Annotated in this window: 16 protein-coding genes; 11 read left to right on the forward strand and 5 right to left on the reverse strand. The window is 64.8% G+C overall.

The window, feature by feature from the left end; translation table 11 throughout:
* Positions 1–121 precede the first annotated feature (121 nt).
* A complete protein-coding gene (locus CDQ91_RS15780) occupies positions 122–853 on the forward strand; it encodes an energy transducer TonB (RefSeq protein WP_088473679.1) in 732 nt (243 codons plus the stop codon).
* Between the two features lie 216 nt (positions 854–1069).
* The gene (rpmG, locus tag CDQ91_RS15785; RefSeq protein WP_088473680.1) at positions 1070–1237 is read left to right on the forward strand and encodes a 50S ribosomal protein L33; all 168 of its coding nucleotides are present in this window, start codon (positions 1070–1072) and stop codon (positions 1235–1237) included.
* A 312-nt stretch (positions 1238–1549) separates the two neighbouring features.
* On the opposite strand, the gene CDQ91_RS15790 is transcribed toward rpmG, so the two are convergent.
* The 3 genes from CDQ91_RS15790 to CDQ91_RS15800 form a co-directional block, all read right to left on the reverse strand.
* Positions 1550–2035 carry an Lrp/AsnC family transcriptional regulator gene (locus tag CDQ91_RS15790; RefSeq protein WP_088473729.1) on the reverse strand — a complete coding sequence of 162 codons (486 nt, stop codon included), beginning with the start codon at positions 2033–2035 and terminating at the stop codon, positions 1550–1552.
* A gap of 296 nt (positions 2036–2331) precedes the next feature.
* A complete protein-coding gene (locus CDQ91_RS15795) occupies positions 2332–3159 on the reverse strand; it encodes a phosphate/phosphite/phosphonate ABC transporter substrate-binding protein (protein ID WP_088473681.1) in 828 nt (275 codons plus the stop codon).
* Between the two features lie 19 nt (positions 3160–3178).
* A complete protein-coding gene (locus CDQ91_RS15800) occupies positions 3179–3541 on the reverse strand; it encodes a response regulator (RefSeq protein ID WP_088473682.1) in 363 nt (120 codons plus the stop codon).
* A gap of 52 nt (positions 3542–3593) precedes the next feature.
* On the opposite strand from CDQ91_RS15800, the gene CDQ91_RS15805 reads away from it, so the two are divergent.
* Genes CDQ91_RS15805 through CDQ91_RS15820 form a run of 4 tightly spaced genes read left to right on the forward strand, consistent with a single transcriptional unit; the run spans position 3594 to position 6177 of the window.
* Positions 3594–3902 carry a DUF3572 family protein gene (locus CDQ91_RS15805; RefSeq protein WP_088473683.1) on the forward strand — a complete coding sequence of 103 codons (309 nt, stop codon included), beginning with the start codon at positions 3594–3596 and terminating at the stop codon, positions 3900–3902.
* The gene (locus tag CDQ91_RS15810) at positions 3899–4549 is read left to right on the forward strand and encodes an HAD family hydrolase (RefSeq protein WP_088473684.1); all 651 of its coding nucleotides are present in this window, start codon (positions 3899–3901) and stop codon (positions 4547–4549) included. Before CDQ91_RS15805 ends, CDQ91_RS15810 begins: the two co-directional genes overlap by 4 nt.
* Before the next feature lie 4 nt (positions 4550–4553).
* Positions 4554–5018, forward strand: coding sequence for a RidA family protein (locus CDQ91_RS15815; protein WP_088473685.1), 465 nt, complete (start codon positions 4554–4556; stop codon positions 5016–5018).
* A gap of 7 nt (positions 5019–5025) precedes the next feature.
* A complete protein-coding gene (locus tag CDQ91_RS15820; RefSeq protein ID WP_088473686.1) occupies positions 5026–6177 on the forward strand; it encodes a GNAT family N-acetyltransferase in 1152 nt (383 codons plus the stop codon).
* A 113-nt stretch (positions 6178–6290) separates the two neighbouring features.
* Here CDQ91_RS15820 and CDQ91_RS15825 read toward each other — a convergent pair whose 3' ends face one another.
* Complete coding sequence (locus CDQ91_RS15825; protein ID WP_088473687.1) at positions 6291–6605, reverse strand: SEL1-like repeat protein; 315 nt, start codon at positions 6603–6605, stop codon at positions 6291–6293.
* Positions 6606–6748: 143 nt separating this feature from the next.
* Positions 6749–7588: a pantoate--beta-alanine ligase gene (gene panC, locus CDQ91_RS15830; protein ID WP_088473730.1), complete on the reverse strand. Its 840-nt coding sequence runs from the start codon at positions 7586–7588 to the stop codon at positions 6749–6751.
* 85 nt (positions 7589–7673) lie between these two features.
* On the opposite strand from panC, the gene CDQ91_RS15835 reads away from it, so the two are divergent.
* From CDQ91_RS15835 to ykgO, 5 genes are all read left to right on the forward strand, one after another.
* A complete protein-coding gene (locus CDQ91_RS15835; protein ID WP_088473688.1) occupies positions 7674–8495 on the forward strand; it encodes a division plane positioning ATPase MipZ in 822 nt (273 codons plus the stop codon).
* A gap of 29 nt (positions 8496–8524) precedes the next feature.
* A complete protein-coding gene (gene pgmG / locus CDQ91_RS15840; protein ID WP_088473689.1) occupies positions 8525–9907 on the forward strand; it encodes a phosphoglucomutase/phosphomannomutase PgmG in 1383 nt (460 codons plus the stop codon).
* 125 nt (positions 9908–10032) lie between these two features.
* Positions 10033–10848, forward strand: coding sequence for an LPS export ABC transporter ATP-binding protein (gene lptB, locus CDQ91_RS15845; protein WP_174688515.1), 816 nt, complete (start codon positions 10033–10035; stop codon positions 10846–10848).
* Positions 10849–10862: 14 nt separating this feature from the next.
* Positions 10863–12332, forward strand: coding sequence for an RNA polymerase factor sigma-54 (gene rpoN, locus CDQ91_RS15850; protein WP_088473690.1), 1470 nt, complete (start codon positions 10863–10865; stop codon positions 12330–12332).
* Between the two features lie 195 nt (positions 12333–12527).
* A complete protein-coding gene (ykgO, locus tag CDQ91_RS15855; protein ID WP_003046794.1) occupies positions 12528–12653 on the forward strand; it encodes a type B 50S ribosomal protein L36 in 126 nt (41 codons plus the stop codon).
* Positions 12654–12706: the final 53 nt, after the last annotated feature.

Raw genomic sequence — 12706 nt, forward strand, 5'->3', positions numbered from 1 at the left:
GGATTTGCCGACTCTGGCGCTTGACAATATTGGTGATGTTATAATATCTCTTACGCCTGACTTGGTCGATAGCCGCAGTCGGAAGGTGGCGCGGCCGGGTCGTTAGGCAAGGAGAGAGGCCATGACCCTGATACCCCTGATTTCGGCGATCGTCGCGACGCCCGAGACGGTGACCGCACCGGTTGGTGCGGCGATGCCTTTGCGGCGCGGTTCCTATGATTCGGGCGGCGGGCATCGACCGCTAGCGGCGACGCTGGCGATCGGCCTTCCTGTCGCGCTGGTCGTCGCGGTGGCGCTGTCGCCGATGATCATCGAGCGTGCGCCGCAATCCGAGCCGACGCCGTGGAAGTCATTCCCGCTTTCCAAGCCCACACCGCCCGAGCCCCGGCCCGATGCCAAGCCACAGGCCAAGCAGGTGGAGACGCATTTTACGGCGCCCGAGACGATCCTGCCGCCGCTGGCCGAGAATCCGCCCGACGCGCCGCCGCTACTGCCCTATGTCCCGCCGACGGGAACCGGCACGGGAGGGCCGACCGCCGAGCCCGCGCCGCCACCTACACCGCCGCTGGTCCTTGCACAACTCGACCCGCGCTTTGCCGGGTTGTTCCAGCCCGATTATCCGGCGAGCGAACAGCGGCGCGAGATTGAAGGCATGGCGAAGGTTCGCGTGCTGATCGGTACCGACGGCCGGGTGAAGGCGGTCGAGCTGGTGAGTAGCGACAGTCAGGGGTTCTTCGAGGAGACAAAGCTGCGCGCGCTGGCCAAATGGCGCTTCAAGCCCGCGACGCGCGGGGGCGTCGCCGAAGATAGCTGGAAGACGATGACCGTCCGTTTCCAGATTCGCAACGGCTGAACGCGATTATGGCGGGCGGCTAGCGCCGTCAGCCAAAGGTCGCGGCCCACGCCTTTCGCTTGACAGAAAGGGCGAATCCCGCCAAAGGCGCCGGGATATCGGGGGCGGCGCCACATGCGCGGCCCTTATATGTTTTCATCACAAGCAGTCGGGGCCCTGGTCCCGCCGCATAGGCCGCCCGGCGGCAGATGTGCCAATATTTCGAGGAACAGGGCCATGGCCAAGCCGACGACCGTCAAGATCAAGCTGGTGAGCACCGCTGACACGGGCTTTTTCTATGTGACGAAAAAGAATCCCCGCACGATGACCGAGAAGATGGCCGTGCGCAAATATGACCCCGTCGTGCGCAAGCATGTCGAGTTCAAGGAATCGAAGATCAAGTGATGCATCGCCCCGTGCGCTGAAAGGCGCGCGGGACGGACATGTATCATCCCGGCGAAAGCCGGGATCCGGGGCGGCCTTTTGCGCCGCCCTTTTTCGTGCGCGTTGGAAATGTCGAGCGTGGAGAAGAGGCGCGGATTTTGCCGCTCCTCCCTTCGTCGCCCCGGACTTGATCCGGGGTCCCGCTCCTTGATCTGACCACCCATCGAAGCGATGACAAAGCGGGACCCCGGGTCAAGCCCGGGGTGACGAGAAAATAATGTCGCGTTTCGATCGAAGGCGGCCATCGCCGCCGCTTCCACGGGGAGCTCGCGGTCAGCGATCGCGCAGCGGACGCCGCGCCAGCTCATTCTCGATGATGTTGCGGATCGTGATGAGCGTCTTGAACGAATGGACGCCCTTGTCCTCGCCGAGCGCGCGGCGCGTGAAGACATCATATTCCTCCATCGATCCAACCTGAACCTTCAGCAGGAAATCATCGTCGCCGGTCACGTCCCACGCGGCCGTGATTTCGGGATGGCGGACGATCTCGCGTGCGAAGCTGTCCATGGTTTGCGGGCCCGCCTGCTGCATCTGGATCAGCACATGCATGGTGAGCGCCGATCCGGTCAGCGCCGGATTGACCACCGCGATGTCGGCGACGATCACCTTTTCTTCGCGCAGGCGGCGCAGGCGGCGCAGCACGGCGGACAGAGACAGCCCGACCTTTTCCGCCAGCACGCGCGCGGGCTGGAGATTGTCGTGGCGCACCTCGTCGAGCAGGCGGCGGTCGAAACTGTCGAGGTCGATCATTTTTCGCATGATTTCGCATATAGCGCGAAAATTGGTCACAATCATGCGCAATTTTGGCGCCAATAGCCATTTCTTCCGGCGTAGATGTGCGTCGTCCGGGCCGCCCTCCCTCCCCCCCCAAAGGCGGCCCGGACGCAAGGAGATTGACGATGAACCAGAATCCCGAATCGAACTGGCTCAGCCGCGCCTGGGCCGTCATGACCGGCGCGTCAGCCGCCGCTGTGGCCATTCACTATGCCGCGCCGTGGAAGCGGCCGCGCGCATAGTCGCGAGGCGACGGCGGCGCCTGCGCGGCGTAACCGCGCCTACTGCGCCTTGAACAGGTCGTAACGCGCCGGGTCGAAAGCCTGAAAGCGGGTCGCCCCGGCGGTTTCGGTCCAGCCCAGTGACAGCGCGGCTGCGGCTTCCGCGCCGGCCGGACCGAGCAGTTCCGACCGGATAGCGTCGCAATCGACGATCGCGCTCGCCCGGCAAACCACAGGCCCCGGCGGAAGCGGGGCGGATCGCCACAGCAAGGCAAGGCGCGCGGCGCCTGCGGGATTGTCGGCCTGCAGCTTGTGCCAGGGTTCTTCGGCGAGCGCCCCGACATCGGCGCGCCCCGCCAGCAGATCCTCCAGCACCGCCTCATGCGTTCCCGCGTGGCGCCGGGCCATGAAGGGCGCGGCGTGCGCACCGATCGACCGCAGCGCATCGGCCTGAACCAGCGCGCCGGATGTGGAGCCCGGAAGCACTTCGCTGTAGCGCAGCCCACCGGCGCGGGTCTTGAGTTCCATGAGGTCCGCAACGCCGACATCGCGGCGCGACAGCAGGACGCCGCGATATCGTTCCAGCACCGGCGCGGGTGTATCGAGCACCGCGACCGCGCTGACCTTCGGGCATTCGCGAATCTTCACGAACGCGCCAAGGTTGGTCATCGCGACATCGACATCGCCGTTGCACATCGCATCGGCGAGCGCATCGGGGGTGTCGAGAAGCAGGATTTGCGCCGGCCGTCCGGAGATGCGCGCGATCATCCGTGCGAGCGGGCCGAGCGCAACTTTGCGGTCATAACGGGGGTAGCTGTATGTCCCGACCCGAATGGCGGGCGGGGGTTCGGATGGCGCCGTCAGCGCGGCCAGAAAGACAAGAAACACAGGGCGACCTTCCGCGCGCTCAGGCGAAAACCCCGACGCTCTCGATGAATTTGATCACCGAAATCGGTTTCGAGACATAGGCTTCGGCCCCCGCGGCGCGAATCTGTTCCTCGTCGCCTTTGCCGGCATAGGCGGTCACCGCCATGATGGGGACGGCGCGCAGGGTCGGATCGGCCTTCATCTGGCCGATCAGTTCAAGCCCGCTGACATGCGGCAGCTGGATGTCCATGATGATGAGGTCGGGCGACACCTCGCGCGCTTTTGCCAGCGCATCGCGGCCGTCGCGCACCGGATGGGCGCTATAGCCATGGGCATTGAGCAAGTCGCAAAACAGGCGCAGGTTAAGCTCATTATCTTCGACGACCAATATGGTCTTGCCCATGTTTTACGCTTTCCCCGCTTGCGTCCGCGGTCCGTTTAGGCGAATCGGCGCCATGACACAATTGCCTCCCGGCGAAGGGACAAATGCTTTGCACGACGATGATGCGGCGCTGGCGCTTGGTGCGCTCGGATGGATATTGGCCGATGAGCCGCGCGCCGAACGATTGCTCGCGCTCACCGGGCTCGCGCCCGATGAATTGCGGGCGTCGCTGGGCGAGCGCGCGACGCTGGCGGCGATCCTGTCGTTCCTGACGGCGCATGAAAGCGATCTGATTGCCTGCGCCGCCGCGTTGCAGGTCAAACCCGAACAACTCGCCGCCGCGGCGCATCGCCTTGAGGGGCTGGAAGGAATGGACGCATGAACCGCCCGCTGGTGATCACCGACTGCGACGAGGTGCTGATGCACATGGTCGTGCCCTTCGCCGAATGGGTCGACGCCGAACATGGTGTGCTGTTTCGCATCGAGGATGCAAGCTTTGCCGGGGCGCTCAAGCGCAAGGAGTGCGGCACGCCGCTGGAGGCGTCCGAGGTCTGGCCGCTGCTCGATGCCTTCTTCCGCAAGGAAATGGGGCGGCAATATCCGATCGCGGGTGCCCTGACTGCAATGGCGGCGATTGGCGCACAGGCCGATATCGTTGTGCTGACCAATGTCGGCCCCGAACATCAGGCGGCGCGGGTCGAACAGCTTGCGCTTCATGATTTTCATGCTCCGGTGATCGGCAGCCGCGGCGGCAAGGGCGAACCGGTGCGCCGGCTGATCGAGGAATATAAACCTTCGGTTGCGGTGTTCATCGACGATCTTCCGGGGCATCATACGTCGGTGGCGCAGGAGGCGCCCGACGTATGGCGGCTTCATCTGGTCGGTGAGCCCGCGATTGCCGACAAGATTGCGCCCGCACGGCACGCCCATGCGCGAATCGACGACTGGACCGAAGCACGCGACTGGATTCTCGCGCGCCTCGCCGAAAATATTCCCGCGCCCTCCCCCGCGCTCGCAGAAAAGGACTGATCCCATGGATATCGCCGCCAAACTCGCCGAACTCGGCCTCGAACTGCCTCAGCCTGCGGCGCCGGTCGCCGCCTATGTCCCCGTCGTCGAAGTGGGCGGGCTGCTCCATATCAGCGGGCAATTGCCCTTCCGTGACGGCGCGGTCGTCACTGGCCGACTCGGCGCCGACATGGACGAGGCGTCGGGCTATGATGCCGCGCGCCGCTGCGCGCTGATGCTCGTTGCCCAGATCGGCAAGGCCGTGGGTGGCGATTGGTCGCGGGTCGAGAAGATCGTCAAGCTGGGCGTCTTCATCAGCAGCGCGCCCGATTTCACCGCGCAGCCCAAGGTCGCGAATGGCGCGTCCGAACTGATGGAATCGCTGTTCGGCGACGTCGGCCGCCATGCGCGCAGCGCGGTCGGCGTTGCGGTGCTGCCGCTCGGCGCGGCAGTCGAGGTCGACGCGATCGTCGCGGTGCGTCGGGTATAATCGCCTGATGGCCGAAGCCGACCCGCCCGCGCGGACGATCTCGCTCGGCACCGGGGTAGGCGAGATTGATGCTGCGGCGTGGGACGCACTTCACGACGGTGCCAATCCGTTTGTGAGCCATGATTTCCTGTCGCTGCTCGAAGCGTCGGGCAGCGTCGGGCCGGGTACCGGCTGGCAGGCAGCGCCTTTGCTCGTCGAGGATGAGCATGGCGCGCTGGTTGCGGCGGCGCCTGCCTATCTCAAGTCGCACAGCCAGGGCGAATATGTGTTCGACCAGGGCTGGGCCGATGCGTGGGCGCGCGCAGGCGGCGACTATTATCCTAAGCTGCAGATCGCGGCGCCCTTTACCCCGGTGCCGGGGCCGCGCCTGCTCGCGAAGGATGAGGATGGTGCGCGGCTTTTGATCCGTGCCGCCGAGGCGGTGGTGCGGCAGAATGGGCTGTCGTCGGCGCATGCGACCTTCGTTGCGCCCGAGCAGATGGTCTTGTTCGAGGATGCGGGCTGGCTCGTCCGCCGCGACGTCCAGTTTCATTTTGCGAACAGCGGCTATGCCGATTTCGAGGCTTTTCTGGCGACGCTGACCTCGGCGCGGCGCAAGCAGTTGCGCAAGGAGCGCGCGCGGGCGGTTGCAGGGTTGCGGGTCGAGGAATTGACCGGCGATGCGATCGGTCCCGATCATTGGGATGCGATGTGGCTTTTCTATCAGGACACCGGCGCGCGCAAATGGGGCCAGCCCTATCTGACCCGCGAGGCGTTCGACCTGATCGGTGCGCGCATGGCCGATCGGGTCATCCTGTTGATCGCCTATGACGATGCAGAGCGCGCGGTTGCGGGGGCGATGCACTTCGTCGGCGCCGATACGCTCTATGGCCGCTATTGGGGCTGCCTGACCGACATTCCCTATCTGCATTTCGAATTATGCTATTATCGCGCGATCGATATTGCGATCGAACGCGGTCTGGCGCGGGTCGAGGCGGGCGCGCAGGGCGGGCACAAGCTTGCGCGCGGCTATGGCCCCGTCGCGACCTGGTCGGCGCATTTCATCGCCGACCCGGGGTTCCGGCGTGCGGTGGCGGAGTTTCTGGAACGCGAGCGCGCGGCCGAAGCGCAGGAAATGGAGTGGCTGGAAGGGCATATGCCGTTTCGGCGGAAGGATTAACTGCCCCGGCCTGCTTCGTCACCCCGGACTTGATCCGGGGTCCATGCCGTCGTCGTCGCAATGGATGCCGGATCAAGTCCGGCATGACGACGCGTGTGAGCGCCTGAAAATCCTCAGGCCGCAAACCGCCGGGCCGCGGGGCGGCGCGCGGTTGCATCGAGCCAGGCGCGCGCCTGACGCTGGGCTTCGGAAATCTCGTCGCGCGACATTTCGTCGGACAGGTCGGCACGGCACTTCTGGCCTTCGACATTGCCGCCGAGCGCGGCCAGATTGAACCATTTATGCGCCTGGATCAGGTCGACATCGACCCCGCCGGTGCCGGTCGAAAAAGCGATCCCGAGATCGAAATAGGCGCCTGCATCGCCGCGGGCGGCATCGAGCAGCCGGCTTTCGATCAGATATTGGGCAGACTTCAGACTGTTCGCCATGATAACCCCCTGTCACTTCCACCCCACATGGAAGCTTTCGGGGCCAATCCTTGACGTTCATGGTCAACAAAGCGTTAACGATGATGCGAATTTCTTGGGGATAAATGACGAACTGACTGGAAAACTGCCACTTTTCGTCGCGGTCAGCCCACGGGATAATTGTCGATCAGCCGCGTTTTGCCCATTCGTGCCGCCGCGAGCAGGCGCGCCGAGGCGCGAAAGGTGGCGAGCTGTTCGAGGCTGTCGGCATCGGCGAGCGCGATATAATCGACGCTGTCGAACCCGCCGGCGATGATCGCGGCTTCGGCCTTCGCCAGCGTTTCATACATGTCGTCGCCGTTCGCCAGCGCGGCGGCGGCGGTCTGAAGCGCCTTGGGAAAGCTGACCGCTGCCTTGCGCTGTTCGGGCGACAGATAGGCGTTGCGCGACGACAGCGCGAGGCCGTCGTCGGCGCGCGCGATCGGGGCGCCCAATATGTCGATATCGAAATCGAGGTCGCGCGCCATGCGGCGGATGATCGCGAGCTGCTGCCAGTCCTTTTCGCCGAATATCGCGATATCGGGGCGGACCTGATTGAACAATTTGGCGACGACGGTCGCGACGCCGTCAAAATGGCCGGGGCGCGCGGCGCCGCAATAATCGGCGCCGAGTTCGGCGACCTCGATATGCGTGGCGTGGCCCGCCGGATACATGACGCCGACATCGGGCGCCCACAGCAGGGCGACGCCCTCTTCGACCAGCATCCCGGCGTCGCGGGCTTCGTCGCGCGGGTAGGCGGCGAAATCCTCGTTCGGGCCGAACTGGGTCGGGTTGACGAAGATCGACGCGACGACATGGTCGGCGACGCGCCGCCCCATGCGAACGAGCGAAATATGACCTTCGTGGAGCGCGCCCATGGTGGGCACCAGTGCCACGCTTTTGCCGCCCTGCTTCAGCGCCGCGACGGCGCGATGAAGCGTGGCAATATCACGGATGATTTGCACCCTTGCCCGGCCTCCGATATTGGCGGCGCCCATGCACCACCCACGCGCACGCCATGCGCCGCTGACAGGAAAATCGCAACGCCCCATGACGAATTCCGCGACGAAGCCCCCACCGCACCGGATCATCTTCGCCAATGAAAAGGGCGGGACCGGCAAATCGACTTGCGCCGTCCATTTCGCGGTCGCGCTCGCCAGCCAGGGATGGCGCGTCGCGGGGATCGATCTCGACCCGCGCCAGCGCACCTTTCACCGCTATCTCGAAAATCGCAAAAACACCGAACAGCGCCGCGAGATCAAGCTGCCGACCCCGCATTTCGAAGTGTTCGAAGGCTCGACGATCGAAGAACTCGACGAACAGGTCGCGCGGCTGAGCGAAAATGCCGACTATCTGATCGCCGACACGCCGGGCCGCGACGATGTGTTCGCGCGCCACATGGCGACGAGCGCCGACACGCTGGTCACCCCGATCAACGACAGTTTCATCGATTTCGACCTGATCGGGCAGGTCGATCCCGAGACTTTTCAGGTCGTGCGTCCGAGCTTTTATTCCGAACTGATCTGGGACACGCGCAAGGCGCGCGCCAAGACCGATGGGCGGACGATCGACTGGATCATCCTGCGCAACCGCCTCCAGCATGTCGACGCGCATAATATGCGCCGCGTCGGCGAGGCGCTGACCCAGCTGTCGCGCCGCGTCGGCTTTCGCGTCATCCCGGGGCTGGGCGAACGCGTCATCTATCGCGAGCTTTTCCCGGCCGGGCTCACCCTGCTCGACAAGGCGCATCTGGGCGGCATGGGGATTGGCCATGTCGTCGCGCGGCAGGAATTGCGCGAAGCAATGGGCGGGCTCAACCTGCCGGCGCGCGAGCGGATGCACCCCGACGGCGATTTGTTCGCCGCCGCCTGACTTTTCTCTCCCCATCAGCGAGACCTTATATGACGCATGTTTTCCACCCGACGATGCTGCGCGAATATGACATTCGCGGCGTTGTCGGCGACACGCTGTCGGCAGCCGACGCCTATGCGATCGGGCGCAGCTTTGCGACGATGGTGCGCCGCGCGGGCGGAAAGCGCGTTGCGGTGGGGTATGACGGGCGGCTGTCGTCGCCGATGCTGTGCGACGCGCTGATCGAAGGCATTAATGCCGCGGGCGTCGACGCGCTGAACGTCGGCCTCGGACCGACCCCGATGCTCTATTATGCGGCGTCAACCGAAGAGGTCGATGGCGGCATACAGATAACCGGCAGCCACAACCCCCCCGACTATAATGGCTTCAAGATGGTGTTTCAGGGGCGTCCTTTCTTTGGCGCCGACATTCAGGCGATCGGCACCATGGCCGCCGCCGGCGACTGGGACAGCGGAAAGGGATCGTCGGAGAGCATCGACATCATCGACGCCTATGTCGACCGGCTGGTCGAGGGCTTCGCCGGCGAAGCGCTGCGCATCGGCTGGGATGCCGGCAATGGGGCCGCGGGCACCGTCATCGAGAAGCTGACCGCGAAGCTGCCCGGTGAGCATTTCCTTCTCTACACCGATATCGACGGCCATTTCCCGAACCACCATCCCGATCCCACCGAAGAGAAGAATCTGGCCGACCTGAAGGCGCTGGTCGCGGAAAAGAGCCTCGATTTTGGCGTCGCTTTCGATGGAGACGGCGACCGGATCGGCGCGATCGACGGCGAGGGCCGGGTGATCTGGGGCGACCAGCTGCTGCAAATCTATGCCGCCGCGCTGCTCGCCGACATGCCCGGCGCGACGATCATCGCCGATGTGAAGGCGAGCCAGGCGCTGTTCGACCGCGTCGCTGAACTGGGCGGCCACCCGGTGATGTGGAAAACCGGCCACAGCCTGATCAAGGCGAAGATGAAAGAGGTTGGAAGCCCGCTGGCGGGCGAGATGAGCGGCCATATCTTCTTCGCCGACCGCTATTATGGTTATGACGATGCGCCCTATGCTGCGGTGCGGCTGATCGAGGCGGCGGCGAAGCTCGGCAAGAGCGTCACCCGATTGCGCGGCGAAATGGCGCCGATGGTCAACACGCCCGAGCTGCGCTTCCAGGTCGATGAGGTACGCAAATTCGCCATTGTGGAGGAAGTTCTGGACCGGCTCGCGGCAGCGGGGGCGAATATCGACCGCACCGATGGTGCGCGGGTTCTGACCGATGATGGCTGGTGGCTGCTCCGCGCGTCGAACACGCAGGATGTGCTCGTCGCGCGCGCCGAGGCGACGGATGAGGCGGCGCTAGCGCGGCTGCTCGCCGCGATCGACGAACAGCTTGCCCTGTCGGGGATCGCGCGCGGACCGCAGGCGGGGCATTGAGTATTTCTCCCCTCCCGCTCGCGGGAGGGGAGGCAAAAGCCGCCCTGCAAATATCTTGCCAGATTGACGTTCGGCGCGCTCCTCGGGTAACGCCCGCACAGGCCTTCACAGGAAGCGACGAGTTTATGACCGACGAACCGACCCTGGCACCGCTTGCTCCCGACGGCGATCATGGCGTCGCCGAGCATCGGGCGCATGTCCAGCTGGACGCGGCGGCGGGCAATGGCCTTGCGGTGGTGTCGATCGCCAAAAGCTATGACAAGCGCGTCGTCCTGTCGGACGTGTCGCTGTCGGTGGGCAAGGGCGAGGTCGTCGGCCTGCTCGGCCCCAATGGCGCGGGCAAGACGACCTGTTTCTATTCGATCATGGGGCTGGTGAAGCCCGACGCCGGGCGCATCATGCTCGACGGCGCAGACATCACGTCGCTGCCGATGTACCGCCGCGCCATTCTGGGGCTGGGCTATCTGCCCCAGGAAACCTCGATCTTTCGCGGCATGACGGTCGAACAGAATATCAGCGCGGTGCTCGAACTCAGCGAACCCGACAAGGTGTCGCGCGAACGGCGGCTCGAGGAATTGCTCGACGAATTCGGCCTCGCACGGCTGCGCGATTCGGCGGCGATGGCGCTGTCGGGCGGCGAACGACGCCGCGCCGAAATCGCCCGCGCGCTCGCGGCCAATCCGTCGATCATGCTGCTCGACGAACCCTTTGCCGGGATCGACCCCCTGTCGATCAGCGACATTCGTGACCTTGTCGTCGATCTGAAGACGCGCGGCATCGGGGTGCTGATCACCGACCATAATGTCCGCGAAACGCTCGACCTCGTCGATCGCGCGTGCATCATCTATGACGGCAAGGTGCTGCTCGCCGGTTCGCCGGAAGAGCTTGTCGCCGACCCCGAGGTGCGCCGCCTCTACCTCGGCGAGGGTTTCTCCCTGTGACACGCTGACGCGCTATGGCGTTGGGACCCCGTCTGGATTTACGCCAGTCGCAATCGCTGGTGATGACGCCGCAGTTGCAGCAGGCGATCAAACTGCTTGCGCTGTCGAATCTCGAACTCGAAGCCTATCTGGCCGAGGCGCTGGAGGGGAATCCGCTGCTCGACACGGCGTCGGGTGACAATGATGGCAGCGCCGGCGATCCGGAAGGCGAGCCCGGCGGCGACGCGCCAGTGGCCGAAGCGGCATCGCTCGAGGCCGATCAGGCGCTGGCGGCGGACGCGGGTACTGCGAATGACCTCGACGTCGATCTCGCGGCCGAAAGCTTTCACCACGACAGCGCGAGCGACAGCGTCGGCCTGTCGGGTGCGGACAGCGAAGGCATCGACTTCGACAGCTTTGCGGGCGCCGACGAGACGCTCCACGGCCATTTGCTGGCACAGGTCGGCGAGCGCTTCGGCGGGCTCGAGGCGATGGTCGCCGAGCAACTCGTCGCGCTGATCGACGAGACGGGATATTTGCGCGCCGACCTCACCGAACTGGCGCAGCGGCTCGGCGTGCCGCTCGCGCTGGTTGAGGCTGTGCTGGCGGAGGTGCAATGTTTCGATCCCTCGGGAGTCGGCGGGCGCGACCTTGCCGAATGTATCGCGATTCAGGCGCGCGAGGCCGACCGCTACGATCCCGCGATGGCGACGATGATCGCGCATCTCGACCTTGTCGCCAAGGGCGCCTTTCCGCAGCTCAAGCGCATCTGCGGGGTCGATGACGAGGATCTCGCCGACATGATTCGCGAGCTGCGCAGCTATGATCCCAAGCCCGGCCTGCGATTCGGTGGCGATGCGGTACAGGCGGTCGTCCCCGACCTGTATATCCGCCAGACGGCAAAGGGCTGGGTGGTCGAGATCAACAGCGGCACGCTGCCGCGCCTGCTCGTCAATCGCCGCTACCATGCCGAACTGGCCAAGGGGGCGGCGGCGAAGAACAAGGCGTGGCTGTCCGAACAGCTTGCAGGGGCCAACTGGCTGGTGCGCGCGCTCGACCAGCGCCAGCGCACGATCGTCAAGGTCGCCAGCGCGATCGTCAAGCAGCAGGAAGGTTTCTTTCTCCACGGCGTCGCGCATATGCGCCCGCTGACGCTGCGGCAGGTCGCCGAGGAAATCGGCATGCACGAATCGACCGTCAGCCGCGTCACCAGCAACAAATATCTGTCGTGCGCGCGCGGGCTGTTCGAGCTGAAATATTTCTTTTCGAGCGGAATTTCGGCGACCGCGGGCGATGGCGCGGTGTCGTCCGAATCGATCAAGAGCCGGATCAAGGCGATGATCGAGGCCGAAGATCCAAAGGCGATCCTCTCCGACGAAGTGATCGCGCAGAAATTGTCGGGCGAGGGGCACGACATCGCGCGGCGCACGGTGGTCAAATATCGCGAGGCGATGGGTTATGGTTCGTCGGTGCAGCGGCGGCGGCAAAAGGCGCTGGCGGGGTAGCGCAGTCCTTGTTCCGTTCGTGTCGAGCGAAGTCGAGACACCCATCGGGGTAGCGCCACGCTGAAGGGCATCTCGACTTCGCTCGATGCGAACGGGAAATATGGGGATTTTGTGCCGGGCGGCGGTTGACATTTCACCGCCATCGCCATAGTTGCGCCGCTTCGCGTACAAGCGCCAAATTATCGGATAGAGACCATGAAGATTCGCAACAGCCTGAAGTCGCTGAAGGACCGCCATCGTGACAACCGCGTGATCCGTCGTCGCGGCCGGACCTATGTGATCAACAAGACCAATCGCCGTTTCAAGGCGCGCCAGGGCTGATGCTCCGGCGCGGGGTGGCTTCACCCCGTTTGCTTTTGATGACCAGCGTTACG

Source organism: Sphingopyxis witflariensis (genome assembly GCF_002205635.1).
In the GTDB taxonomy this organism is placed as follows: Bacteria; Pseudomonadota; Alphaproteobacteria; order Sphingomonadales; family Sphingomonadaceae; genus Sphingopyxis; species Sphingopyxis witflariensis.